We start from the raw sequence: 25,641 nt of genomic DNA, 5'->3' as shown, positions 1-25,641 counted from the left end.
GTCATATGGGGCGAATCCGCCTGTGCAGCAGGCATTATCGGCCGATGTCCGGCGCCTTTGCCATCAAAATCGCGAGAGGCACGGGAGCGTTTGGCAGCAAGCGCAGAGCCGGCAGCAGAAAGCCTTCTGCGAATTGCGCGACGTCGTGGTCAGGCGGCAGACGGTTTTCGCCCGACGGGCTGCCGGGCAGCACGGCATAGTGCATCGGGGCGAACGGAACGCTCCTGCACTTTACGATGCCGGTACCGCGCAGCTCGATCAAACCAGAGATTGCGGAAGGACGTTCAGCGATCATCTGTCCGTCGCGTTTCGACAGGAATACCTGATCGTCGGCGACGAGTGAGGCGGGCAGCCCCATTCGTTCGGCTTCCGTGAGACAGGTGAATGCCAGCATGGATTTACCCCAGCCGGAGGGGCCAACAAAGAGCAGGCCGGTCTTGTTGACGACGATCGCCGTGGCATTGATGTTGAAGGCTGCGCCCGTCATGATGACACCGAGACTGCGGGCAGGGCGAGGATGAAGCGGGCGCCAAGCACTTCTGCCGTTTCTGCGTCGATGATGTTTTCGGCACGCAACGAGCCGCCGTGCGCTTCCGCGATCTGCCGGCTGATCGACAGGCCAAGACCGGAATTTTGCCCGAACCCTTCTGACTCGGGCCGGTCGGTGTAGAAGCGCTCGAAGATGCGGTCGATATTTTCAGCCTGGATGCCTGGACCATTGTCTTCGATGTAGACGATGCAGCGCGATCGTGTGCGGAACAGCCGCACGGTGATCTTGCCGCCTTCATCGGGAACGAACGAGCGAGCATTCTCGATCAGGTTGGTGATGATCTGGCCGATGCGCAGGTCATGACCATTGACGACGAAGCGCGTCTTGACGCCGGGCTTGCGTTCGATCGCGAGCTCGATCTGCACCTCTTTGTTCTTGTGGCGAATCTGCCTCGAAACCTCGACGAGATCGCTGAGGAATAGCTCGAGATCGACCGACCGGGCGTCGACACGGGCAAGTTCGGCATCGAGGCGCGAGGCGTCGGAGATATCGCTGATGAGACGATCGAGGCGGCGGACGTCATGCTGGATCACATCCATCAGTCGCCTCTTTGAATCGTCCGACTTGGCAAGCGGCAGCGTTTCCACCGCGCTGCGAAGCGAAGTCAGCGGGTTCTTGAGTTCGTGGCTGACATCGGCGGCAAAACTCTCGATCGCATCGATCCTGTCGTAAAGTGCGGTGGTCATCTCGCGGAGCGCGATCGAAAGGTTGCCGATCTCGTCCTGGCGAGCGGAGAAATCCGGAATTTCCTCGCGCTCCTTTGCGCCGCGCCGGACGCGGATCGCCGCTGCCGAGAGACGGCGAAGCGGATTGGCGATGGTCGATGAAAGAACCAGTGACAACAGAACGTTGACGAGTGTCGCCACACCGAAGACTCGCATGATCGCCAAGCGTTCGGCATGGACGATGTTGTCGATGTCGCCGGCCTGGGTCGAAAGCAGCAGAACGCCGAGAACGGCGCGAAAACGCTGGATCGGGACAGCGACGGAGACGATGAGCGCGCCCTTGTCAGTCGTGCGTACGACGGCGCCGCGCACTCCCGTCAACGCATTCATGACTTCAGGATAGATCGAACCGTCGCCACCTGGCGCTTCCTTGTAGACCGGCAGATTCCCAGGCTGGAGTGCTTTGTTGAAAAGCGTTGTAAGCCATTCAGCCCAAGTCTGCTTCTCTTCCTCCACCGGCGGCAGATCGAAGCGCAAGACCTGGCCTCGCGAGTAGAGATGGCGGGAATCGAGAAGCAAGTTGGCATCGGCATCAAAGATGCGGGCGCGCGTACGCGTGGGCGAAATCAGCCGCCTGAGAACCGGTGCCACCTTTTCCGGATCGATCGGGAACTCGAGATCCTCGTCATTGGGCACGGGCGTAATGCTCTGCCCGGCCTGCAGCTCGAGAAGCTTCTGCGGATCGATGGTGATCGAGTTCGTATCGACGGAGGCTGATGCCGAAACCGCACCGGCGATGATTTCGCCCTGCGTGAGCAAGCTTTCGACGCGGGCGTCGATCAGGCCCTCACGAAACTGGTTGAGGTAAAGAATGCCGCCGACGAGGACGAGCAGTGCTGCGAGATTGAAGAAGAGGATGCGGCGCGTCAGGCTCGAAAAGACCGCATTGCCGAAGATGCGGCGAATGATGGTGAAGGGATGCGACCAGCGCCTTCCCCTGACACGGCGGCCGCTCAAGCCTTCCGCATCGTCCAGATCCCTTTCCTGCACCAACTGTGCCAACGACAGGCCCTTTCGGAGGGCGTGGCGGTATCCCGCCTCAGCCCTCGACAACACTCATGCGCCGCGCCGACAGGCGTCAGGCTGCTTCGCGGAAGCGGTATCCCACTCCGTAAAGCGTTTCAATCATATCAAAGTCGGTATCGACCATCTTGAATTTCTTGCGAAGCCGCTTGATGTGGCTGTCGATGGTCCGGTCGTCGACATAGACCTGTTCGTCATAGGCCGCGTCCATCAGCGCGTCTCGGCTTTTCACAACGCCCGGCCGCTGTGCGAGCGAGTGAAGGATCAGGAACTCGGTTACCGTCAGCGTTACAGGTTCGCCCTTCCATGTGCAGGTATGGCGTTCCTGGTCCATGACAAGCTGGCCGCGTTCGAGTGAGCGCGCAAGCTGGGCAGCGCCCGTTTTTGGCGCGGCGCCAGCACCGGAAACCGTTGTTGTTTCCCGGCTGGAAGCGCGGCGAAGGACGGCGCGCACCCGTTCGACGAGCAGTCGCTGGGAGAATGGCTTCGTGATGAAGTCATCTGCGCCCATCTTCAGGCCGAAGAGTTCGTCGATCTCCTCGTCCTTTGAGGTGAGGAAAATCACCGGCATGTCGGATTTCTGCCGCAAACGGCGCAAGAGCTCCATTCCATCCATGCGCGGCATCTTGATATCGAAGATAGCCAGTTGCGGCGGGCGGGCGATAAGGCCATCGAGGGCCGAGGCGCCATCCGTATAGGTTTCGACCTTGTATCCTTCGGCTTCCAGTGCGATCGACACGGAAGTGAGGATGTTGCGGTCGTCGTCAACGAGCGCGATTGTCGCCATTGTATTCGTCTCCGTCATCTATGCGCATCTCCCGGAATGTTCGATGTCCCCAGGCCGGCCCTACGACCGGATGCGCTTATGGGGGATAAAGGTGGAACAAATTGTGGCAAAGATAAAGGGCAGGCTTTGCTGCAATGTGCCAATGGTGGTCGCACGTGGCGCGGAAAAAACCGCTCCAGAACGCTGAATTCAAACGATTTAAAATACACCAAAGAAATTTAAATCGATTAATTGTTTGATATCATTATATTTTCGCCATTCTGCGGTATTGCTTTTTAAAATTGGCCACTTTAGTTTTGCTCTTGGTTTTAACGGCGGGAGCCTTGGACGAAAGGAATAGCCATGGAGACGTTCGGAATTCACAACCCGGCGATAGCGCTGGCGACGATTGGTTTGGGACGGGCAAAGAGCGTCCGCTATAACCTCACCGCCGCCTCCCTTTATGAAGAAGCGATTCGCCGCGGTGAAGCCGAACTGACGGCTGAAGGCGCCCTTCGTGCATTGACTGGACAACATACCGGCCGATCGCCGCGCGACAAATTCGTCGTTCGCGACGCCAATACCGACGGCGAAATCTGGTGGGACAACAACAAGCCGATGTCGCCGGAGCATTTTGGCTTGCTGCATCAAGACATGCTGGCCCATGCCGCCGGCAAGGAGCTTTTCGCCCAGGACCTGATCGGCGGCGCCGACAAGAACTACTCTTTGCCGACGCGTGTGGTGACGGAATTTGCCTGGCACTCGCTTTTCATCCGCAATCTCCTGATCCGTCCGGAGCTTTCTGCCCTTGCATCCTTCGTGCCGAAACTGACGATCATCGATCTGCCGAGCTTCAAGGCCGATCCGCAGCGTCACGGCTGCCGCAGCGAGACCGTAATTGCATGCGACCTCGCAAACGGGCTCGTGCTGATCGGCGGCACATCCTATGCCGGCGAGATGAAGAAATCCGTCTTCACGGTACTCAACTACCTGCTGCCGGCAAAGGGTGTCATGCCGATGCATTGCTCGGCGAACGTCGGCCCGGATGGTGATGCCGCGGTTTTCTTCGGCCTCTCCGGCACCGGCAAGACGACGCTGTCGGCTGACCCGTCGCGCACCCTGATCGGAGACGACGAGCATGGCTGGGGCGAAAACGGCATCTTCAACTTCGAAGGCGGCTGCTATGCCAAGACGATCCGCCTTTCGGCGGATGCGGAGCCGGAAATCTACGCGACAACGCAGCGTTTCGGCACGGTGCTGGAAAACGTCGTGCTCAACGAATTGCGCCAGGCCGATTTCGACGATGGCTCATTGACGGAAAACACGCGCTGCGCCTATCCGCTCAATTTCATTCCCAATGCCTCCAAGACGGGCCTTGCCGCTCATCCGAAGACGATTATCATGCTGACGGCCGATGCGTTCGGCGTTATGCCGCCGATCGCGCGTCTGACGCCGGATCAGGCCATGTATCACTTCCTTTCCGGCTACACCGCAAAGGTCGCGGGCACGGAAAAGGGAGTGACGGAACCGGAAGCGACATTCTCGACCTGCTTCGGTGCACCGTTCATGCCGCGTCATCCGGCCGAATACGGCAACTTGCTGAAAGAACTCATCCATCGCCACGGTGTTGAATGCTGGCTTGTCAATACCGGTTGGACGGGTGGTGCCTATGGCACTGGCAAGCGAATGCCGATCAAGGCCACGCGTGCTTTGCTGTCGGCAGCGCTCTCCGGCGAGCTCGCCAAGGCAGATTTCCGCATTGATCCGAATTTCGGTTTCGCGGTGCCGGTTACCGTCGCTGGCGTCGAAACCAGTATTCTCGATCCGCGCTCTACGTGGGCCAACGGTGGAGCCTATGATATTCAGGCAGAAAAGCTCGTCTCCATGTTCATTTCGAACTTCGCGAAGTTTGAGGCCCATGTGGACGGCGGCGTGCGCGATGCGGCACCCGGCATCAGGGCTGCGGCCGAATAGACTCTAAAAGATTGATGATTCACGTGAAACCCGGCCCATTGCGCCGGGTTTTTGCGTGTTTTAAATTTCCCCCGGATATGAGATAGAAGCCGCATGGCCAGCGACGCGCTCTATATCAACGACGGGATCACCATCGCTGGATGGGAATTGACGGAACAATTCGTTCTGGCTGGCGGTCCCGGCGGTCAGAATGTCAACAAGGTTTCGACCGCCGTCCAGCTGTTCTTCAATATCGCGAATTCACCTTCGCTTCCCGATCGCGTCAAGACCAATGCCATGAAGCTCGCTGGCAAACGCATGTCGAAAGAGGGCGTGCTGATGATCGAGGCAAGCCGATTTCGCAGCCAGGATCGCAACCGCGAGGATGCGCGAGAACGCCTCAAGGAGCTGATTCTTGAGGCTGCAAAGCCCCCACCGCCGCCGCGCAAGAAGACGAGACCGACCAAAGGCTCGATCGAGCGCCGTCTGAAGGAAAAATCCGGTCGCTCCGAAGTGAAGAAGATGCGCGGCCGTCCCGGTGGAGAATGAGATGCCGGAGCTTGCGAACGGCGTTCGTCACTTTTCTGAGTATCTGGACCGCGCCCAGCAGGAAGCGCTCGTCGAAATGGCTCGCTCCATTGTCGCTGAAGCTCCGCTTTTCGTGCCAGTGATGCCGAAGACGGGCAAACCCATGTCTGTCCGGATGACCAATTGCGGTCCACTGGGCTGGGTCACCGACAAGGAGCGCGGCTACCGCTATCAATCGACGCATCCCGTCACCGGCAGGCCATGGCCGGCAATGCCCGACGTCCTGCTCCACATATGGAATGATGTGTCACACTTTGAAAAACCGCCGCAGGCTTGCCTGATCAATTTCTATTCAGACGACGCGAGAATGGGTCTGCATCAAGACCGGGACGAACAGGATTTGAAGGCGCCGGTGGTCTCGATTTCCCTTGGCAACAGTTGTCTTTTCCGCATCGGCGGGCTTTCCCGCACAGACCGCACGCAGTCCGTCAAACTTGCCAGTGGCGATATCGTGGTGCTTGGGGGCGAAGGGCGTCTATGCTTTCACGGCGTCGACCGCATCTATCCGGCGACTTCGACGCTGCTCAAGAATGGCGGCCGGATCAATCTGACGTTAAGGCGTGTAGGCCCGTGAATCCGGCTAAAGCTTCCTCAGGGCGACCTGCTCGATGAGGTGGTTTTCGCCCTTACGCAGGATCAGATCAGCCCTTGGGCGGGTCGGCAGGATGTTCTGCCGGAGATTCTTCAGGTTGATGTTGGCCCAGAGCCCTTCGGCGATCGAAAGCGCTTCGTTCTCGCTGATGGAGGCGTATCGATGGAAATAGGAATTCGGATCGCGGAAGGCGGTTTCGCGCAGTCGCATGAAGCGTGTGACATACCAGTTGTGGATCAGTTCTTCTTCGGCATCGATGTAGATCGAGAAATCGAAGAAGTCGGACACCATAGGCACGATCTTGCCGTCGGCCGGAAGGTCGCGCGACTGCAGAACGTTGATGCCTTCGAAGACCAGGATGTCTGGCCGGTCGATGATCGTGTATTCGTTCGCAACGACGTCGTAGACCAGATGAGAATAGACAGGCGCCTTCACATTTGGCTGTCCGGCCTTGATCGCGGACAGAAATTTCAAGATGGCGCCTGTGTCGTAGCTTTCCGGAAAACCCTTGCGCTGCATCAGGTTCTCGCGCTCGAGGACTGCGTTTTGATGGAGAAACCCGTCGGTGGTGATCAGGTCGACCTTCGGGCTCGACGGCCAGCGCCGCAAAAGTTCCTTCAGGATACGCGCGGTCGTTGATTTGCCGACGGCGACGGAGCCGGCGATGCCGATGACGAACGGCGTTTTCGTCACGTCGGACAAGCTCAGGAACCGGTTGCGCTGCTCAAAGAGCAACTGCGATGATTCGACATGCGAGGAGAGCAGGCGCGACAGCGAGAGGTAGATGCGCCGGACTTCGTCGAGATCGACCGGATCGCCCATCGAGCGCAGCCTCGCGACCTCCTCGGCCGTCAGCGTGAGCGGGGTGTCGGCGCGGAACTTCGCCCATTCCTCGGAAGAAAAGAAATTGTAGGGCGAATAGGAATTCGCCTGGAAGTGATCGAGGGTTTCTGGGGCCCCGAGAATTTGCGTCGCGATGCTCATGAACTCTGCCGGCTGGCCTTTTCCTTGATGCCGGATTGAGCCGTACGCCGCTCAAGCTCCGCCATCACATCCTGCAACGGAATGCCTGCTATCTTCAATACGACCAAAAGGTGATAGAGGAGGTCGGCCGCCTCGTAGGTAAGATTGGGGCGATCGGCCGCGACGGCGGCCATGACGGCTTCAATGGCTTCTTCGCCAAGCTTTTTTGCCGCCTTCTGCTGCCCGGCGGCAACAAGCCGTGCCGTCCAGGAACCATCCGGGGAGGCCTTCGACCGCTCGTCGACGATCTTTTCGAGATCGGAAAGGGAAAATCCGGTCATACTGTCGCTTTCAATCAGTCGAGGCGCATCGCGATGCCATGCGAAGACATATAGTGCTTCGCTTCGCCGACGGAATAGGTGCCGAAATGGAAGATGGAGGCAGCAAGCACGGCATTTGCATGCCCGTCCTTCACACCCGCGAGCAGATCGTCGAGATCGCCGACGCCTCCCGATGCGATGACGGGGACACGCACGCTATCGGCGATTGCCCTGGTGAGCTCAAGATCGTAGCCGGCTTTCGTACCGTCCCGATCCATCGAGGTGACAAGCAGTTCGCCAGCGCCGCGGGCAACCATCTTCCGTGCAAATTCCACGGCGTCGATGCCGGTCGCGTTGCGGCCGCCGTGCGTATAGATTTCCCAGGCACTCAGGTTGTCCTGGCCAACAGCCTGCGTGCGCCGCCGTTTGGCGTCGATCGAAACGACGATGCATTGGTCGCCGAACTTGTCGGCAGCTTCAGCGACGAAGTCCGGATTGTTCACGGCCGCCGAATTGATCGAAACCTTGTCGGCGCCGCAGAGCAGCAGCTTGCGGATATCGCCGATGCTGCGCACGCCACCGCCGACAGTCAGCGGCATGAAGCACTGTTCGGCCGTGCGGGAAACGACATCGAATATCGTCTCGCGATTGTCCGATGAGGCCGTGATGTCAAGGAAGCAGAGCTCGTCTGCGCCGGCAGCATCGTAAGCTTTCGCAGCCTCGACCGGATCTCCGGCATCGATCAGGTTGACGAAGTTGACGCCCTTGACGACACGACCGTCTTTGACGTCGAGGCAGGGGATGACGCGGGCTTTCAGGGTCATTGTGTGTCTTCCTTTTCCCGCGCCGCCTTGATCAGCGCCAAGGCTTCCTGAGGATCAATTCGTCCATCATACAGCGCACGACCGGAGATGGCACCTTCCAGCTTGCGAGCGTCGGGCTGAAGCATGCGCTTCACATCCTCGATCGAAGCGAGCCCGCCCGAGGCGATCACCGGGATCGAAACGGCATCGGCAAGCTCCAGTGTCGAGGCCCAGTTGATGCCGGTCAGGATCCCATCACGATCGATGTCGGTGTAGATGATTGCCGCGACGCCGGCACCTTCGAATTTTCGGGCGAGTTCGACGACGCCAAGCTCGGAGGCTTCTGCCCAGCCCTCCACGGCCACCTTGCCGCCCTTTGCATCGATGCCGACGGCGACGCAGCCTGGAAACTGCTTGCAGGCTTCGACGACCAGCGCCGGGTCGCGGACGGCAACCGTACCGAGGATCACGCGTGTCAGGCCGCGGGAGAGCCAGTTTTCGATATGCGACAGCGTACGGATGCCGCCGCCGAGCTGCACCGGGTTCTTCGTTGCCTTGAGGATCGTGTCGACGGCCGCGCCGTTGACGCTTTCGCCGGCAAAGGCGCCGTTGAGGTCAACAACGTGCAGCCATTCAAAGCCCTGTTCCTCGAAGGTCCTCGCCTGTGCTGCGGGGTCGGGGTTGTAGACCGTTGCCTGCTCCATATCGCCGAGCTTGAGGCGAACGCATTGGCCGTCCTTCAGGTCGATGGCGGGAAATAGGATCATTTTTGTTCAGTCCTTGCGGTCTGCGCGAGCCTAAGGCATCCAGCGCAGGAAATTGGTGATCAGGGCGAGACCGAGCTTCTGGCTCTTTTCCGGATGGAATTGCGCACCCGCCATGTTGTCGCGTCCAACGAAGGCCGTCATCGGTCCGCCATAGTCCGTCGTCGCGATGACATCGCCGGCGTTCTTGGCAGCCAGATGGTAGGAATGCACGAAATAGGCATGCAGGCCATCGGGCCCTGTCGGAATGCCTTCGAAGAGGGGATGCGGGTGGTGAAGGTCGAGCGTGTTCCAGCCGATTTGCGGAATCTTGAGGCCGGGATCGCCCGGTGTCATTTCAACGACGTCGCCGGGTATCCAGCCGAGACCTTCCGTCACCGTTTTTTCAAGGCCGCGCGACGACATCAGCTGCATACCGACGCAGATACCAAGGAACGGCCTTGCCTTCCTTTCAACGGCTTCGATCAACGCCTGGGTCATGCCGGCCACGGCATCGAGCCCGTGGCGGCAATCGGCATAGGCACCGACGCCTGGCAGAACGACGCGGTCGGCCGACGCGACATTCTCGGCCTTGTCCGTCAGGTCGATTTCCGCATCGATGCCTGCCTCGCGTGCGGCGCGTTCGAAGGCCTTCGTTGCCGAGCGCAGGTTGCCCGAGCCGTAATCGATAATTGCGACGCGCATCAGCGTCCTCCGTTAAATCCAAAGAGACCAAGCGAAGTCGTATTGCCATGGCGGCCGGGAGATTGCGGATGTCTCTCCCACTCCGGCGCCGGCATGCGCCCGCCATCGGCATTGGTCTCGATATTCGAGAAATAGACCTCCTCGGCTGTCGCGAGCGAATCCGCCGTAATCACGGCCGCCTCGTTCCAGCCTTTGGAAGCGAGATTTCGGATTCGCAGGTTCTGGCCCTCGAGGCCGACTAGGATGCAAATGCCGAGCGTGATCGCAAATCCTGCCGGCCAGAGTCCGGGCCGGTCCATCAAGACGCCGCCGAGCCCCTGAAGCAGGAATGCCGCAATTGCATGGAGCCAGAGCCGGTGTGCAAGAAGCCATAGCCAGGGAAAGAGAAAGCCGAGCAGCGTGAAGCCGTCGCGGATGACACGCGTCTTCTCGTGGGTGACATCCGTTCCGCCCGGAGCCGTCAGAACCAGATAGCTGGAAGTCATATCGTTCAAGCTCCCTGAAGGGGCTCAGGCGAGCGTGCCCTTCGTCGAGGGAACACGGCCCGCCTGTCTTGGATCGATCTCTGTCGCCATGCGCAGAGCGCGGGCAACGGCCTTGAAGCAGGTCTCTGCAATATGGTGATTGTTGGCACCATAATGATTCATGACATGCAAGGTGATGCCGGCGTTCTGTGCAAGTGCCTGGAAGAATTCGCGCACAAGTTCGGTGTCGAAGGAACCGATCTTCGGCGCGCTGAAGGCGACGTTCCAGACAAGGAACGGCCGGCCGGAAAGATCGACGGCGGCTTTCGTCATTGTCTCGTCCATGGCAAGGTCGATCGAAGCATAGCGGGTGATGCCGCGGCGGTCGCCAAGTGCTTTTGCAATCGCCTGGCCTATCGCAATCCCGGTATCTTCAACGGTGTGGTGATCGTCGACATGCAGGTCGCCCTTCGTCTCGATCTCCATATCGATCAGGGAATGTCGCGAAAGCTGATCGAGCATGTGGTCGAAGAAGCCGATGCCCGTCGAGATCTTGGCATTGCCGCTACCATCAAGATTGACCGAAACGGAAACCGAAGTCTCGTTCGTCTTGCGCGAAACATTGCCCATGCGGCTTGCTGCAGTCTCGGCCATATGGCTGCTCCATCAGGAATGACGGCCGTTCCTTATCAGGCGTTCCGTAAAATATCCAGAAGCGCACCGCCAGAAAACCGGCCCATTTGCAATCGGCATCGGCCAACTTACATAGGGCTCACAGGGCCGGAGAGCGGCTCGGCGTAGCGCCCGCAGATCCGGGCAAGGATGATTTGATGACAACGATTATTACAATTCGAAAGGGCGGCAAGGTGGTGATTGCCGGTGACGGCCAGGTCAGCCTCGGTCAGACCGTCATGAAAGGCAATGCACGCAAGGTGCGCCGTATTGGCAAGGGTGAGGTCATCGTCGGCTTCGCTGGTGCGACCGCGGACGCATTTACGCTGCTCGAGCGTCTGGAAAAGAAACTCGAACAGTATCCCGGCCAGTTGATGCGCGCAGCCGTCGAGCTCGCCAAGGACTGGCGCACGGACAAATATCTTCGCAACCTCGAGGCCATGATGCTGGTGGCTGACAAGTCGATAACACTGGCTGTCACCGGCAACGGTGATGTTCTGGAACCGGAGCATGGCGTCACGGCGATCGGATCTGGCGGCAACTACGCACTGGCGGCGGCGCGTGCTCTGATGGATACGGACAAGTCTGCCGAGGAGATCGCCCGCCGCGCGCTGGATATCGCAGCCGATATCTGCGTCTATACGAACCACAACATGGTGGTGGAAACACTGGATGCTGAAAACTAATCCTGCCTCGCGATACCGGTTCCGCGACGTCTGCCGTGAGGATCTTCCTCTTCTGGCGCAATGGCTTGCCGAGCCGCATGTCGCCAGATGGTGGGGCGAACCTTCCGCCGAGCTTGGTTCGATCGAAGAGGCAATGACGAGCAAAGAAACCCGACCAATGATCGTGGAACTCGACGGAAAGCCGATCGGTTATCTGCAAAGTTACGATCCCCATCTTGAGGAGGGCCATCCCTATCAGGATCAACCCAAGGGTACGCTCGGCATCGACATCTCGATCGGTATCCCGGAACTGACGGACAAGGGCCATGGTGCTGCGATCATCCGCCAGTTTACCTCCGAGCTCTTTGCAGAGGGCGCCAAGCGCATCGTGATCGATCCGGATCCTGAAAATCTTCAGGCGATCAGGGCATACGAGAAGGCGGGCTTCCGCTACGTCGATACTAGGACTTCCATTTACGGTCCGGCCCATTTCATGGCGCTGGACGCACCCGGAGAAACGGATTTACCATGACCACCTTTTCCCCCCGCGAGATCGTTTCCGAACTCGACCGTTACATCATCGGTCAGCATGAGGCCAAGCGCGCCGTGGCGATTGCGCTGCGCAACCGCTGGCGCCGCCAGCAGCTCGATCCGAGCCTGCGTGATGAGGTGATGCCCAAGAATATCCTGATGATCGGTCCGACCGGCGTTGGCAAAACGGAGATTTCCCGCCGTCTTGCCAAGCTTGCCGGTGCGCCTTTCATCAAGGTCGAGGCGACCAAGTTCACTGAGGTCGGTTATGTCGGCCGCGATGTCGAACAAATCATCCGCGACCTCGTCGAAATCGGCATCGGCCTTGCGCGCGACAAGAAGCGCGCCGAGGTTGAGTCCAAGGCTCATATGAGCGCCGAGGAGCGCGTCCTTGATGCCCTTGTCGGTGCAACCGCCTCTCCTGCCACCCGTGACAGTTTTCGCAAGAAGTTGCGCAACGGTGAACTCGACGACAAGGAAATCGACATCGAGGTTGCCGATACCGGCGCGGGCATGGGCGGTTTTGAAATTCCCGGCATGCCCGGTGCCAACATCGGTGTTCTCAACATCTCGGAAATGTTCGGCAAGGCGCTGGGCGGACGCACCAAGAAGGTCCGCACCACGGTAAAGGCCTCCTACACCGATCTCATCCGCGACGAGTCCGACAAGCTGATCGACAATGAAATCATCCAGCGCGAAGCCGTGCGCGCGGTCGAAAATGATGGCATCGTCTTCCTCGACGAGATCGACAAGATCGCGGCACGTGACGGCGGCATGGGGGCTGGTGTGTCGCGCGAGGGCGTGCAGCGCGATCTGCTGCCGCTTGTTGAAGGAACGACCGTCTCCACGAAGTATGGACCGGTGAAGACCGACCATGTTCTCTTCATCGCCTCGGGTGCTTTCCATGTCTCGAAACCTTCCGATCTTCTGCCGGAATTGCAGGGCCGCCTGCCGATCCGTGTCGAACTTCGCCCGCTGACCAAGGAAGATTTCCGCCGAATCCTGACCGAAACCGAGGCCAGCCTGATCCGGCAGTATCGCGCCCTCATGGACACGGAGAACCTGAACCTGGAATTCACCGACGATGCGATCGATGCCTTGGCCGATGTCGCAGTCCATCTGAACTCTTCGGTCGAAAACATCGGCGCTCGCCGGCTGCAGACGGTGATGGAACGTGTGCTGGACGATATTTCCTTCAACGCACCGGATCGCGGTGGTTCGGCGGTAAAGATCGACTCGGCCTATGTGCGTGAGCACGTCGGAGATCTGGCACAGAACACGGATCTGTCGCGCTTCATCCTGTGATATTGCCGCACCGGCTGCAACCTTTACAGGTCCTGCAGCTGATTTCGACAGTCTGAACTCTCGACAGCGGGCCCTTTACTTCCTAGTGAAGGCCCGCTTGTTTGTGAACGCGGCTTTATTCGGCCAAGATTCTGGTCCAGTCAGCGCGCTTCACCATGAGACGATTATAACCAGACGGAATAGCTGATCGTGCGACGCCTTTTGACATGCCTCCTGATCGCCGTTGCGGCGCTCACATCCGTGCCAGCCTATGCCGTTGAGGTCGTGCCAGGGGGCAATCGCAACATCGAGCAGCCGGCGGTTCCCGGCGCATCCGTCCGCCGCACGAAGGGCACGAAGTCTACCTTCGACCGGAAGTACGAGAAGGTTTACGAACTGCTCTCCACCGATCGCGAACTGATGGGCAAGATCAGGAAGGTGGCCGCCGCCTACAGCATCGATCCCATCCATATCATCGGTGCCATCGTCGGCGAGCACACTTACAACGTCGATGCTTATGACCGCCTTCAGTCGTACTACGTGAAGGCTGCCTCCTATGCCGGCGAGAGCTTCCGCTTTGCCTATGAGGGCGAGGATGTCGACACCTTCGTCGATCGTCCGCAGTTTGCGGAGTGCAACGGCAAGCGTGATTCGTATCTGCTGTGGAGCTGCCGTGAGGATGTGTGGGAACGCGACTTCCGTGGAAAGGCCGTTGACGGCAAGAGCTTCCCGGACAATCGCTTCAGCGCGGTGTTCTTCCAACCGTTCTATGCCGGCCAGACCTTTGGCCTTGGCCAGGTGAATCCGCTGACGGCATTGATGCTCTCGGATCTGGTCAGCCGTGTTTCTGGCTATCCGAGACTGGATGAAAAGGACGCCGGCGCCGTCTATCGCGCCATCATGGAGCCGGATATCTCGCTCGCCTTCGTTGCAGCCTCGATCCGCGAATCCATCGAAGATTACAAGCAGATTGCCGGGATGGATATTTCGAAGAATCCTGGTCTGACCGCGACGCTCTACAATGTCGGCAATTCACGCCAGCGCGCTATGGCTCTCGCCGCGAAAAATCGGGCCGCAGGTGCGATCGTCTGGCCGGAGGAGAATTATTACGGCTGGCTGATCAACGACAAGCTGGACGAGCTTGAGGGCCTGCTCTAACCTTCGCCTTGGCGGAAGGCTGCAATCCTCCGCGAAAGGTCGTTTCCATGGACATGCGACCGGAACCATTCGTTCCACCCGCACCGCTGCCGCGCTCTGTGCCGCCATCGCGGTTGGAGATGATGCGCACGATATTTCGCAATCCGCTGGAGCTCTGGGGCGAGCCGTCCTACACGCTTCCCTGGGTCAAGACCTGCTTCTTCCACGACAGCACGATCATCGTCAACGATCCGGGTCTCATCAAACATGTGCTGGTCGACAACGCCGCCAACTACCGCATGTCGGATGTCCGCCAGCTCATATTGCGACCCATATTGCGCGATGGTTTGCTGACGGCTGAAGGGGAGGTCTGGAAGCGATCGCGCAAGGCGGTTTCTCCCGTCTTCACGCCTCGCCACGCCCACGGTTTTGCAGGCCAGATGCTCAGGCAATCCGAAGCCTATGCAAAAAAATACGAAGCGGCCGGCGACGGACAAGACTTCGAAATTGCCAGCGACATGACCGAGCTCACCTTTGCGATCCTCGCCGATACGCTGTTTTCGGGTGAGATCGTCACCTCATCAGACAGCTTTGCCGACGATGTGAACGCGCTTTTGCACCGTATGGGCCGTGTCGATCCCATGGATCTCCTAAGAGCGCCGTCATGGGTGCCGCGGCTGACACGCATTGGTGGCCGGAAGGTTCTCGACAAGTTCCGCAACATCGTGCGCGAGACGATGGATGCCAGGCTGCGGCGCATGGCTGCCGATCGGGGCTCGGTGCCGGAAGATTTTCTGACTCTGTTGCTTGACCGGGCAGCGACGGGTGGCCTCACCAATGATGAAATCGAAGACAATATCCTGACCTTCATCGGCGCGGGTCACGAAACGACGGCAAGAGCGCTCGCATGGACGCTCTATTGCGTGGCGAACAGTCCGCATATCCGTGACGCGATGGAGGCAGAGATCGGCCGCGTCCTCGCAAGTGGCGCCGAGCCTGTCGAATGGCTCGATCGGATGTTCTTCACCCGCGCCGCCTTCGAAGAGGCCCTGCGGCTCTATCCGCCGGCGCCGTCGATCAACCGGGCGGCGATCTCTGACGACAGCTGGACAGATTCCAAGGGCGAGAAGGTCGATATCCATGCCGGCATGACGGTGCTCATCATGCCCTGGACGCTTCACCGGCATGAGCTCTATTGGGAGAAACCGCGTGCCTATATGCCCGAGCGGTTTTTGCCGGAAAACCGCACCAAGATCGGCCGGTTCCAGTTCCTGCCATTCGGTGCGGGTCCGCGCGTCTGCATCGGCGCCACCTTCGCCCTGCAGGAGGCGGTCATCGCGCTGGCCATATTGATGAACCGTTTCCGATTCGATGTGACGGAAAAGACCAATCCCTGGCCGGTGCAAAAGCTGACGACCCAACCGCAGAACGGTCTGCCGATGCGCGTCACAAGGCGTACCTGTTCCTGATTGGCATAAATCTTTCGAACTATTGCAGAATTGACTATGAATGTTGGCGGCGCAAAGTGACAGCATGTGAAAACGCCGCCTTTCGCGGGGAGGAGAATTGCATGAGCTGCATCGAAAAGAACGGTCTTTCCATCGAAACCGTCCTTCATGACTTCATCGTCAACGAAGTGCTTCCCGGCCTTTCGGTTGACGCGGATGCGTTCTTCGCCGGCTTTTCGGCAATCGTTCATGACCTCGCGCCGAAGAACCGCGAACTGCTTCTCAAACGCGATCACCTGCAGGCGCTTATTGACGAATGGTATCGCCAGAACGGTGCCCCGTCGAACATGGAAAGCTATCAGGCCTTCCTGCGCGAAATCGGCTACCTGCTGCCGGAAGGCTCGGATTTCCAGGTTTCGACCGAGAATGTCGATCCCGAGATCGCTTCGATTGCAGGACCGCAGCTCGTCGTTCCCGTCATGAATGCGCGTTACGCGCTGAACGCCGCAAATGCGCGCTGGGGCTCGCTTTATGATGCGCTCTACGGCACGGATGCCATTCCCGAAAGCGACGGAGCGGAAAAAGGCAAGGGATACAATCCGAAACGCGGCGAGAAGGTCATCTCCTGGGTTCGCGATTTTCTGGACAGCGCCGCGCCGCTCGAAGGCGCGAGCTGGAAGGACGTTGCTGCCTTCAAAGTCGACGGTGGCAATCTTGCGCTGACCTCGACGGACGGCGAAATCCTGGCCCTCAGGGATCATCGGCATTTCGCCGGTTATCGAGGCGATGGGCAAATGCCGACACATCTTCTCTTGAAAAACAACGGCATTCACATCGAGATCATCATCGATGGCTCGACGCCGATCGGAAAGGGCGATCCAGCGCAGATCTGCGATGTTTGGCTCGAATCTGCGATCACGACGATCATGGACTGTGAAGATTCGATTGCCGCCGTCGACGCCGAGGACAAGGTCGTGGTTTATCGCAACTGGCTGGGCCTCATGAAGGGCGACCTGCAGGAGGAGGTGAGCAAGGGGGGCGCGACTTTCGTCCGCACGCTCAATCCCGACATCACCTATCAGGCTCCTGACGGTTCTGCCTTTGACTTGCACCGCCGCTCCTTGATGCTCGTGCGCAATGTCGGCCACCTTATGAGCAATCCGGCCATCCTCGACCGTGACGGCCGGGAAGTTCCCGAAGGCATCATGGATGCCGCCATTACGGGCCTGATCGCGCTTCACGATATCGGCCCCAGCGGCCTCCACAAGAACTCGCGCACCGGATCGATGTATGTGGTCAAACCGAAGATGCATGGGCCTGAGGAAGTAGCCTTCGCCGTCGAGATTTTCTCCCGCGTCGAAGAGCTGCTCGGCATGCCGAAGAATACGATGAAGATGGGAATCATGGATGAGGAGCGCCGCACGACGGTAAATCTCAAGGAGTGCATCCGTGCTGCCCGCGATCGTGTCGTCTTCATCAATACTGGCTTCCTCGACCGCACCGGAGACGAGATCCATACCTCGATGGAAGCCGGCCCGATGATCCGCAAGGGTGACATGAAGCAGGCGGCCTGGATTTCCGCCTACGAGAACTGGAACGTCGATATCGGCCTCGAATGCGGTCTGTCCGGTCGTGCGCAGATCGGCAAGGGCATGTGGGCGATGCCTGACCTGATGGCGGCCATGCTGGAGCAGAAGATCGCTCATCCGAAGGCCGGCGCCAACACCGCCTGGGTTCCCTCGCCAACTGCAGCAACGCTGCATGCGACGCATTATCACCTGATCAACGTGGCCGATGTTCAGCGCGCATTGAAGGATCGTGCTCGCGCCAAGCTCTCCGATATCCTTTCTGTCCCGGTTGCCACCCGGCCCAACTGGACAGCAGAAGAAATCCAGCGAGAGCTCGACAATAATGCGCAGGGCATCCTCGGCTACGTCGTCCGTTGGGTCGATCAGGGTGTCGGCTGCTCAAAGGTCCCCGACATCAACAATGTCGGGCTGATGGAAGACCGCGCAACGCTTCGCATTTCCGCCCAGCACATGGCCAACTGGCTGCACCACAAGGTCGTCAGCCAAGCGCAGATCATCGAAACGATGAAGCGCATGGCCGCAGTCGTCGATCAGCAGAATGCCGGCGATCCTGCCTATATGCCGATGGCGGAGAATTTCGAGCGCTCGATCGCCTTTCAGGCTGCCGTCGATCTTGTCTTGAAGGGCAGGGAGCAGCCGAATGGCTACACGGAACCGGTTCTTCATCGCCGCCGTCTTGAGCTCAAAGGCAGGCAGGCCGCATGAGGCCCATGATCTGACAAAGAAGCCAGCGGAAGTAAATTCCGCTGGCTTTTTCTATACCGGTCCGCTTGTTCGCTTACTGGATAACGATGACCTTGGTCGCCTTGCCCGGGCGAACGCGGCTGTAGAGGTCGATAACGTCCTGGTTCATCAGGCGAATGCAGCCCGAGGAAGCCGCAGTGCCGATGGAGGCCCATTCGGGCGTGCCGTGAAGGCGGAAAAGCGTGTCCTGACCCTTTTCGTTGAAGAGATACATGGCGCGTGCGCCCAGCGGATTCGTGAGACCCGGGCCCATGCCGTCCTCGACGTATTTTGCAATGTCGGGCTTGCGGACAGCCATTTCCTTCGGTGGATGCCAGGTTGGCCATTCCTGCTTCCAGGCGACGTAAGCCGTACCGGCCCATGCAAAGCCCTGCTTGCCGACTCCGATGCCGTAGCGCATCGCCTTGCCACCTGGCAGGATGTAGTAAAGGTGGCGTTCGCGGGTGTTGACGATGATCGTGCCCGGACGTTCGCTGGTCTCGTAGGAAACGATCTGGCGGCGGAACTCCGGCTTGACGCGCTGGATCGGGATGGCGGGAAGCGCGTATCCGGCATCGGTCCTCACGCCGTAGGCGTCATCGAAGATCTGTGCCGTCTGGACAGTCGGGCCGGCGGCCCTGTTTTCGAGGGAAGCGCGATCGGAATTGGTGGAGCAGCCGGCCAGAGCGAGGGTTGCGATCAGGCCGAACACAGGAAATGCATTGCGAATGCGCATGAATATCTCTTAGGATTGGCAGTGAGGAAACGGTCTTGGAACCATCTTTGATTATGGTTTATTTTCGATTAACTTCGCCTTTGCAAGATGTTGCAGTGCGACGAGAGTTACCCGCAGCGGCAAAGTAGAACCGCATGGTTTTTTTGCAACAGAGCAGGATGTTCGCAAACGGTTATCCATGACGATTTTGAGCGTTTACAATAACAATCCCTTAATAGACGGTCGGCAATCGGACAGAGCTATGCTCGTGCGCCGGGGGACTCAGATATTACTTCACGACATGCGCCATGCGGTTCTGCCTGAACTGCCGCTGGCGAGCGGTCGGCGCGCCGATTTGATCACCATGTCGGAAAAGGGCGAGATCTGGATTATCGAGATCAAGACTTCGATCGAGGATTTTCGCGTTGATCGCAAATGGCCGGAATACCGGCTGCATTGCGACCGGCTTTTCTTTGCGACGCACAAGGACGTGCCGCTTGATATCTTCCCGGAGGAATGCGGTCTGTTCCTATCGGACGGCTATGGTGCGCATATGATCCGCGAAGCGCCCGAACACCGCCTTGCACCGGCAACGCGCAAGTCGGTCACGCTGAATTTCTGCCGTGCCGCCGCGCAGAGACTGATGCTGGCCGAATGGGCGAATGGCAAGCCGCTTGCCGCCGACGAAATCTAGCAGCGGTTATTTCGGAGCCCGTTTGGCAAGAATTCGCTGCAGGGTGCGGCGGTGCATGTTGAGCCGTCGCGCTGTTTCGGACACGTTGCGCTCGCACATTTCGTAGACACGCTGGATATGTTCCCAGCGAACCCGGTCGGCCGACATCGGGTTTTCGGGAAGTTCCGCCTTTTCGCCTGGCCGCTGAGTCAAGGCTGCGAACACGTCGTCCGCATCGGCAGGCTTCGCGAGATAGTCGACAGCTCCCAGCTTCACGGCCGTCACCGCCGTCGCGATATTGCCATAGCCCGTCAGCACGATGATGCGCGTGTCGTCTCGGCGCTGGCGGATTGCCTCGATGACGTCGAGGCCGTTTCCATCGCCGAGCCGCAGGTCGACCACCGCATATTTCGGCGGACGGCCCTTCGACTTGGCGACACCTTCCGCAACCGATTCGGCGGTTTCGACCTGGAAGCCTCGTGTCTCCATCGCGCGTGCCAGGCGTCGCAGGAAAGGCCCATCATCGTCGACGATCAACAGGCTTGCGTCGGGGCCGATGTCGTGTTCGCCGGCAGTAAGGGTTTCGTGGCTTTGTTCGGTCATGGTCTTCGATCCTGGCGTTTTGCAACCCGCCTTATTGTGCCAGTCGCACATATCTTCATTATGCCGATAAAGTCATTTTGTCGAATTTGCATCGATGAGCATGCGCGGCCATTCGACACGGATACGGGCTCCTTCACTTTCGGGATCGCGGTTTTGGAAAATCAGCGCCGCACCGGAACGTTCAAGCAGCGTCTTGGCGATGAAAAGTCCAAGCCCCAGCCCGCCTGCCGTATCCTCCTTCTGCCTTTTGGTGACGTAAGGCTCGCCGATACGGGTGAGAATATCGGGTGCGTAGCCGATGCCGTCGTCCTCGATGACGATCAGCACCTTGTTGTGGTCATGTTCGACCGTGACCGTCACCTTCTCGCGAGCATAGTCGACGGCATTTTCGATGAGATTGCCAAGCCCATACATGATCCCGGCATTGCGCTCCGTCACCGGTTCACCCTTGCGCGGGCTTTTCTCGATCAGCTCGACTTCGATCGGGAATTCGCGATAGGGCGCAATGATCTCCTCGATCATCGAAGACAGCGGCAGCCGCCGCATATGCGCATCGCCCTCTGCCGAAAGGCTCGTCAGTCGCTTCAGGATATCGCGGCAACGTTCGCTCTGGCTGCGCAGCAGTTGCACGTCCTCTCGGAACCGGTCGTCGTCCTTCAGCTCGCGCTCCATCTCCTTTGCGACGACGCTGATCGTCGCAAGTGGGGTTCCGAGCTCATGTGCCGCCGCGGCGGCCAGACCGTCGAGTTGCGAAAGGTGCTTTTCCCTTTGCAGCACGAGTTCGGTCGCCGCCAGTGCATCGGCCAGCTGGCTCGCTTCCATCGAAACGCGATAGGCATAAAAAGCTGCAAAGACCATGGTCGAAGCAATCGAGCACCAGACACCGAACTGCATGACATTGTGCACATCGATCTCGGCACCATTGAACCATGGAAGCGGGAAGGGCGAGAAGGCGAGGATCGTGATACAGACCATTGCAAAGAGTAAGAGTGCAACGCTGTAGCGGATCGGCTGGGAGGCAAAGGAAATGATGACCGGCACGCAGACGAGCGCTGCAAAAGGGTTCGCCAGGCCGCCGGTGATGAATAGCAGCGCGCAGAGCTGCAGCAGATCCAGCCCAAGCAGTGCCAAGGCAGCCGGTGGTTCCAGGCGATGCGTCGGTGGATAGCGCATCGTCAGAAAGAAATTGACCCAGGCAAGCGCTGCAATCAGCAAGCTGCTGGCGAGCAGCGGCAACGGGAATTTCAGCCAGAAGGCCACGATGAAAACCGTCGCCGCCTGTCCGCCGACCGCCAGCCAGCGCAAACGTACGAGCGTCTGCAGGCGCAGCCTGCGGCTGCTGTGCCGGTCGTTCTGAGGTTTGTTGTTGACGTCATCGGCCATTGGTGAGCTCCTCGCCCGGGCGCTTATGTACCACGCGGCTTGGCGCGTGTCGTCGGCAAGGCTTCCTCTGGCCGCTCCGGCCAGGAATGCCGGGGATAGCGGCCCCGCATTTCGGCACGCACGTCCTTCCAGGAACCGGCCCAGAATCCTGGCAGGTCGCGCGTCGTCTGGATCGGCCGGTGCGCCGGCGACGTCAGCTCGAGAAGAAGCGGCAGCCGTCCGCCGCCGATCGTTGGATGCTGCTTCAATCCGAAGAGCTCCTGTACCCGGATCGTCAGCAGCGGCTCCTCGCCGTCATACTGGATCGGATGCCGCTGGCCTGTCGGCGCTTCGAAATGCGTCGGTGCAAGCCGGCTGAGGTCACGTTGCAGTTCGTTCGACACGAGGGCCATCAGCCCGCTGGTGAGCGATCCGGCGGAAATATCCGAAAGCCCGCGCGCATCGCTCTGATAGGGTGTGAACCAGTCGTCCAGCCGTTCGAATAACGCCGCGTCGCTGACGTCGGGCCATGGCGCGCCGATCGTTCGATGCAGAAAGCCGAGCCGTTCGCGCAGCTGGATGGCGTCCTTGGAAAAGGGCAGGGCGCTAAGCCCCAATTGCCGTATGCCGTCGGCGAGCGCTGCGGCAACAGGCTCGCCGGACGGCCGTGGCAGCGGCGTTTCATCAAATATGATCGCCCCAAGCCTTGTCGCTCGCCGGGCTCTGACTTGCCGGCTCGGCAGGTCGAAATAGGTCTGCTCGTCGGTCTTGATCAAGCCAGGAAGCTCGACTTCGACATCGCTACGCGAGATCTCCGCCGCCGCGAGGATGCGTGCCTGCATCGCACGTCCGGTCAGATCGGCGATCACCAGCATCCGACTGCCCGCCAGACGTTCCGTCTCCGGCAGTTCGGCGCCACGGCCGTTGGCCATCACGTAACGTCCCCGCCCGCCGCGTTGCAGGGCAATCCGATCGGGAAAGGCGTGCAGCAGCAGCTGTCCGGCAGGTCGTGGCGTGCTTGAGGAAACCTTGTCGAGCCCGCGTGCGAGCCGTGCGGCAAGGCGCCGCGCAGCATCCGGCCTTTCCCCTTTCTCCACCTTGAAGCGCCGCAATCGGTCCTCGATGTCGATGCTCTTGCCGCCGAGGCCCTGTTCCGTCAAAAGAACGGCAAGCATCGCAGCTTCCTTTGCCTGCCCGCTTTCCCCGGCCGAAACAACCATGGCTGCCAGACGCGGAGGAAGCGCGAGCTCGCGCATCGTCCGTCCGCGCGCAGTCAAGATTCCATTCTTGTCAATTGCGCCGAGTTCCTGCAGCAGCGCGCTCGCCTCCTTCTGCGTCGTCGCCGGGGGCTGATCGACGAAGGCAAGCGATGCCGGATCTCGAACGCCCCAATGGGCCAGATCGAGCAAGAGTCCGGAAAGATCGCTCGCCAGGATCTGCGGCGGTGTGAAAGCAGGCAAGGCGGCCGTCTGCCCCGGGTGCCAAAGGCGGATCGCGATGCCAGGTTCCGTTCTGCCTGCGCGCCCGGCGCGCTGGTCGGCCGAAGCCCGCGACACCCTCACCGTCTCCAGCCGTGTGATACCTGTCGAAGCCTCGAACACCGGCAGCCGCTGCAGCCCGCTGTCGACTACGATGCGCACGCCGTCGATGGTGATCGAGGTCTCGGCGATCGACGTCGCAAGCACGATCTTGCGCGTGCCCTTCGCCGCCGGCCGGATCGCAGCATCCTGCTCCTTCTGGCCGAGGTTTCCGTAAAGCGGGGCGATCAGCGTGTCCGGCCCGAACCGCCCTTCAAGCCTTTCCGCCGTTCGGGTGATCTCGGCCTGTCCGGGCAGGAAAGCGAGGATCGATCCCGTCTCGCTCGAATGGACCTCGATGATTGTCCTTGTAGCGGCGTCTTCAATGCGTTCGCCGGCCGAACGATCCCGATAGCGCACGTCGATCGGAAAGCTCCGGCCCATGCTTTCGATGACCGGCGGATTGCCGAGGAGTGCTGCGACACGCTCGACATCGAGCGTTGCCGACATCACCAGAAGCCGCAGATCGGTACGCAGTGCCGAGCGCACGTCGAGCGCCAATGCCAATCCGAAATCCGCATCGAGCGAACGCTCGTGAAACTCGTCGAAAATGACCGCAGAAACCCCCGAAAGTTCCGGATCATCGAGGATCATGCGCGCAAAGACGCCTTCGGTGACCACTTCGATCCGGGTCCTGCCGGAAATGCGGTTGTCGAGACGCATGCGATAACCGACCGTTTCGCCCACCTGTTCGCCGAGCAGAAAGGCCATGCGGCTCGCCGCAGCCCGCGCTGCCAGCCGGCGTGGCTCCAGCAGGATGATCCGGCCGTCGTTGCGCCATGGTTGATCCAGCAGAAAGAGCGGCACAAGCGTGGTTTTGCCGGCGCCGGGTGGCGCGGAAAGAACGGCTCGTCCGCTTTCGGCAAGTGCGGTTGCGATCTTGGGCAGAACGTGAGAAACCGGAAGTTCCGGCAGAACGGGCATCGCTTATTTCCCGCGGGTGACGGTTTCATAGGCGAGAATTGCCCCGGCGAGATCTTCGAGCGCGGCGCCCACGGATTTGAAAAGCGTGATCTCATCTGGCCCGCTGCGGCCGCCTCGCGTGCGGCGAACGAGTTCTGCGAGTTCTGCCTTGATCGCGCCTTCCTTGAGCACGCCGCTTTCGAGCGGCTGAACGATATCACCCGCTTCCTTCATCGCACCCGCGCGCGTATCGACGAAGACGGACGCACGGCGGATTGCCTCGTCGTCGGTCTCGCGCATGCTTGGCTTGAAGCCGCCGACGAGATCGAGATGCGCGCCCGGTTTCAGCCATGCGCCGCAAATGAGCGGCTCGCTTGAAAGTGTGCCGCATGAGACGATATCGGCGGTTCGCGCCGCCGCTTCGATATCGGAGACTGCCTCGGCGGCGAGCCCGACCTTTCGGGCTTCGGCGGCCACCTTTTCTGCGCCTGCAAGATTGCGCCCCCAGATATGGATGCGCTTGAGCGGCCGGATGGCCGCATGCGCCTGCAGCAGGTTGAGCGAGAGGCGGCCGGTTCCGCAGACAAGGAGCTCGGTTGCATCAGGCCGCGCCAGATAGCGTGCAGCCAATGCCGAGGTCGCAGCAGTGCGCCGGGCCGTCAGCTCGCCCCCGTCGATCGCGGCAAGCATCTGGCCCGTTGCGCCTGACGAAAGCAGATAGGTTCCGAAGATCGCCGGCAGCGCGCGCCTGGCGTTCCCCGGAAAAACCGAGACCATCTTCACGCCGGCATAGCGGCCGGGCACCCAGGCAGGCATCAGAAGCAGGGTCGCGTTTTCCTCGCCGGGGACATGCATGTCGTGATGATGGCGCACCGGCATGACGCATTCGCCGGCAAACATCGCCGCGATCGCTTCGATGAGCTTTGTCCAGGGAAGTGCCGCGCGCGTTTGTGCTTCATCGAGGACAAGCATTCCAATCTCCGTAAACCGAGCATCCGAGACGCCAAACTAGCGATTGAGCGAAGCTGCGCAAGCAGATCTGGAAAGTGACGACGACGCTTCCTATATACCTTAAGCGCTGAAATCCGATGCCGAGACGACGGAATAGAAAAACGAAAACCCCCGTCAGTCCGAAATTGGACGGAAACCAGCCCAGCTTTTGACATCGCCACAAAATCACCTGCGAAAACAGTGTGTTACAAAAATGTCAAAAAAGTTGGATTGTCGGTGTTGACTATGTCTGAGGGTTAGCCGTATAAGCCGCGTCACTGAACGAGGGCGGCGGCGCTGCTGGCGACGATGTCCTTCGCTCTTGGGTTTCCGGATTGGCTGCATTGCTGATTGGGGCTGGGACTTTCGGGTTTCGGCGGAGCTTGTGACTGGATTGTTCTGGTCGGTTATTTGACAATTGAAGATGAGAAGAAAGAGAAACGTGGGCGGCGGAGCTTGCGGGGACTGGTAGCGATACCGGTTCTTTGAAAGAGACTTTGGCGGTCACGTTTTATCAAGAGAAGTTACACTGGTTTTTGGCGCTGTGTTTATGGCATGGCGTTTAGAAGACAGG

General features: G+C 59.7%; 25 protein-coding genes. 10 read left to right on the top strand and 15 right to left on the bottom strand.

The features are described from left to right. Positions 1–34: 34 nt before the first annotated feature. From EV130_RS18245 to EV130_RS18235, 3 genes are all read right to left on the bottom strand, one after another. On the bottom strand, positions 35–487 hold the full coding sequence (locus EV130_RS18245; RefSeq protein WP_074059662.1) for an HPr kinase/phosphorylase: 453 nt from the start codon (positions 485–487) through the stop codon (positions 35–37). After that, a complete protein-coding gene (locus EV130_RS18240; RefSeq protein ID WP_074059663.1) occupies positions 484–2,277 on the bottom strand; it encodes a sensor histidine kinase in 1,794 nt (597 codons plus the stop codon). Before EV130_RS18240 ends, EV130_RS18245 begins: the two co-directional genes overlap by 4 nt. A gap of 76 nt (positions 2,278–2,353) precedes the next feature. Next, positions 2,354–3,085: a response regulator transcription factor gene (locus EV130_RS18235; RefSeq protein ID WP_207900888.1), complete on the bottom strand. Its 732-nt coding sequence runs from the start codon at positions 3,083–3,085 to the stop codon at positions 2,354–2,356. Between the two features lie 342 nt (positions 3,086–3,427). Here EV130_RS18235 and EV130_RS18230 point away from each other — a divergent pair, with 342 nt between their 5' ends. The 3 genes from EV130_RS18230 to EV130_RS18220 all read left to right on the top strand — a co-directional run bounded on the left by EV130_RS18230 (position 3,428) and on the right by EV130_RS18220 (position 6,179). Then, positions 3,428–5,038: a phosphoenolpyruvate carboxykinase gene (locus EV130_RS18230; protein ID WP_132660976.1), complete on the top strand. Its 1,611-nt coding sequence runs from the start codon at positions 3,428–3,430 to the stop codon at positions 5,036–5,038. A gap of 93 nt (positions 5,039–5,131) precedes the next feature. Continuing rightward, positions 5,132–5,566 (top strand): alternative ribosome rescue aminoacyl-tRNA hydrolase ArfB, encoded by a 435-nt coding sequence (arfB, locus tag EV130_RS18225; RefSeq protein ID WP_074059666.1) that lies wholly within the window; start codon positions 5,132–5,134, stop codon positions 5,564–5,566. A 1-nt stretch (position 5,567) separates the two neighbouring features. Further along, on the top strand, positions 5,568–6,179 hold the full coding sequence (locus tag EV130_RS18220; RefSeq protein WP_132552240.1) for an alpha-ketoglutarate-dependent dioxygenase AlkB family protein: 612 nt from the start codon (positions 5,568–5,570) through the stop codon (positions 6,177–6,179). A 6-nt stretch (positions 6,180–6,185) separates the two neighbouring features. Here EV130_RS18220 and coaA read toward each other — a convergent pair whose 3' ends face one another. From coaA to hisB, 7 genes are read right to left on the bottom strand one after another with little or no spacing between them, the layout of a single operon-like run. Next, positions 6,186–7,181 (bottom strand): type I pantothenate kinase, encoded by a 996-nt coding sequence (gene coaA / locus EV130_RS18215; protein ID WP_074059668.1) that lies wholly within the window; start codon positions 7,179–7,181, stop codon positions 6,186–6,188. Beyond that, on the bottom strand, positions 7,178–7,501 hold the full coding sequence (locus tag EV130_RS18210) for a phosphoribosyl-ATP diphosphatase (protein ID WP_074059669.1): 324 nt from the start codon (positions 7,499–7,501) through the stop codon (positions 7,178–7,180). The genes coaA and EV130_RS18210 overlap by 4 nt, the downstream gene beginning before the upstream one ends. A gap of 14 nt (positions 7,502–7,515) precedes the next feature. Then, the gene (gene hisF, locus EV130_RS18205) at positions 7,516–8,304 is read right to left on the bottom strand and encodes an imidazole glycerol phosphate synthase subunit HisF (protein ID WP_132660974.1); all 789 of its coding nucleotides are present in this window, start codon (positions 8,302–8,304) and stop codon (positions 7,516–7,518) included. Continuing rightward, the gene (gene hisA / locus EV130_RS18200) at positions 8,301–9,050 is read right to left on the bottom strand and encodes a 1-(5-phosphoribosyl)-5-[(5-phosphoribosylamino)methylideneamino]imidazole-4-carboxamide isomerase (RefSeq protein ID WP_074059671.1); all 750 of its coding nucleotides are present in this window, start codon (positions 9,048–9,050) and stop codon (positions 8,301–8,303) included. The genes hisF and hisA overlap by 4 nt, the downstream gene beginning before the upstream one ends. A 30-nt stretch (positions 9,051–9,080) precedes the next feature. Further along, positions 9,081–9,731, bottom strand: coding sequence for an imidazole glycerol phosphate synthase subunit HisH (gene hisH, locus EV130_RS18195; RefSeq protein WP_074059672.1), 651 nt, complete (start codon positions 9,729–9,731; stop codon positions 9,081–9,083). Then, the gene (locus EV130_RS18190) at positions 9,731–10,216 is read right to left on the bottom strand and encodes a DUF2628 domain-containing protein (RefSeq protein WP_074059673.1); all 486 of its coding nucleotides are present in this window, start codon (positions 10,214–10,216) and stop codon (positions 9,731–9,733) included. Before EV130_RS18190 ends, hisH begins: the two co-directional genes overlap by 1 nt. Positions 10,217–10,240: 24 nt before the next feature. Beyond that, positions 10,241–10,849: an imidazoleglycerol-phosphate dehydratase HisB gene (gene hisB, locus EV130_RS18185; RefSeq protein WP_132552237.1), complete on the bottom strand. Its 609-nt coding sequence runs from the start codon at positions 10,847–10,849 to the stop codon at positions 10,241–10,243. Between the two features lie 176 nt (positions 10,850–11,025). On the opposite strand from hisB, the gene hslV reads away from it, so the two are divergent. From hslV to EV130_RS18155, 6 genes are all read left to right on the top strand, one after another. Beyond that, entirely contained in the window at positions 11,026–11,553 is a 528-nt protein-coding gene (hslV, locus tag EV130_RS18180; protein ID WP_132660971.1) for an ATP-dependent protease subunit HslV, read from the top strand. Beyond that, a complete protein-coding gene (locus EV130_RS18175) occupies positions 11,540–12,064 on the top strand; it encodes a GNAT family N-acetyltransferase (RefSeq protein WP_074059676.1) in 525 nt (174 codons plus the stop codon). The genes hslV and EV130_RS18175 overlap by 14 nt, the downstream gene beginning before the upstream one ends. Next, positions 12,061–13,368: an ATP-dependent protease ATPase subunit HslU gene (hslU, locus tag EV130_RS18170; protein ID WP_074059677.1), complete on the top strand. Its 1,308-nt coding sequence runs from the start codon at positions 12,061–12,063 to the stop codon at positions 13,366–13,368. Before EV130_RS18175 ends, hslU begins: the two co-directional genes overlap by 4 nt. Before the next feature lie 189 nt (positions 13,369–13,557). Beyond that, positions 13,558–14,505, top strand: coding sequence for a DUF1402 family protein (locus EV130_RS18165; RefSeq protein ID WP_074059678.1), 948 nt, complete (start codon positions 13,558–13,560; stop codon positions 14,503–14,505). Between the two features lie 47 nt (positions 14,506–14,552). Continuing rightward, positions 14,553–15,953 carry a cytochrome P450 gene (locus EV130_RS18160; RefSeq protein WP_132660969.1) on the top strand — a complete coding sequence of 467 codons (1,401 nt, stop codon included), beginning with the start codon at positions 14,553–14,555 and terminating at the stop codon, positions 15,951–15,953. A 101-nt stretch (positions 15,954–16,054) separates the two neighbouring features. Beyond that, on the top strand, positions 16,055–18,226 hold the full coding sequence (locus tag EV130_RS18155; protein ID WP_074059680.1) for a malate synthase G: 2,172 nt from the start codon (positions 16,055–16,057) through the stop codon (positions 18,224–18,226). Positions 18,227–18,299: 73 nt separating this feature from the next. On the opposite strand, the gene EV130_RS18150 is transcribed toward EV130_RS18155, so the two are convergent. After that, positions 18,300–18,980 carry a L,D-transpeptidase gene (locus EV130_RS18150; protein WP_074059681.1) on the bottom strand — a complete coding sequence of 227 codons (681 nt, stop codon included), beginning with the start codon at positions 18,978–18,980 and terminating at the stop codon, positions 18,300–18,302. A 178-nt stretch (positions 18,981–19,158) separates the two neighbouring features. On the opposite strand from EV130_RS18150, the gene EV130_RS18145 reads away from it, so the two are divergent. Then, the gene (locus EV130_RS18145; RefSeq protein WP_074059682.1) at positions 19,159–19,653 is read left to right on the top strand and encodes an MmcB family DNA repair protein; all 495 of its coding nucleotides are present in this window, start codon (positions 19,159–19,161) and stop codon (positions 19,651–19,653) included. A 6-nt stretch (positions 19,654–19,659) separates the two neighbouring features. Here EV130_RS18145 and EV130_RS18140 read toward each other — a convergent pair whose 3' ends face one another. The 4 genes from EV130_RS18140 to lhpI all read right to left on the bottom strand — a co-directional run bounded on the left by EV130_RS18140 (position 19,660) and on the right by lhpI (position 25,049). Then, positions 19,660–20,235: an ActR/PrrA/RegA family redox response regulator transcription factor gene (locus tag EV130_RS18140; protein ID WP_074062989.1), complete on the bottom strand. Its 576-nt coding sequence runs from the start codon at positions 20,233–20,235 to the stop codon at positions 19,660–19,662. Positions 20,236–20,307: 72 nt separating this feature from the next. Further along, complete coding sequence (locus EV130_RS18135; RefSeq protein WP_074059683.1) at positions 20,308–21,618, bottom strand: ActS/PrrB/RegB family redox-sensitive histidine kinase; 1,311 nt, start codon at positions 21,616–21,618, stop codon at positions 20,308–20,310. 23 nt (positions 21,619–21,641) lie between these two features. Next, positions 21,642–24,098, bottom strand: coding sequence for an ATP-dependent helicase HrpB (gene hrpB, locus EV130_RS18130; protein WP_132660966.1), 2,457 nt, complete (start codon positions 24,096–24,098; stop codon positions 21,642–21,644). A gap of 3 nt (positions 24,099–24,101) precedes the next feature. Then, positions 24,102–25,049 carry a bifunctional Delta(1)-pyrroline-2-carboxylate/Delta(1)-piperideine-2-carboxylate reductase gene (lhpI, locus tag EV130_RS18125; protein WP_132552231.1) on the bottom strand — a complete coding sequence of 316 codons (948 nt, stop codon included), beginning with the start codon at positions 25,047–25,049 and terminating at the stop codon, positions 24,102–24,104. Between the last annotated feature and the right edge of the window lie 592 nt (positions 25,050–25,641).

Source organism: Rhizobium azibense (assembly GCF_004342325.1).
In the GTDB taxonomy this organism is placed as follows: domain Bacteria; phylum Pseudomonadota; class Alphaproteobacteria; order Rhizobiales; family Rhizobiaceae; genus Rhizobium; species Rhizobium etli_B.
The sequence above is the reverse complement of the archived record's forward strand: the minus strand, read 5'-3'. Positions and strand labels throughout refer to the sequence as shown.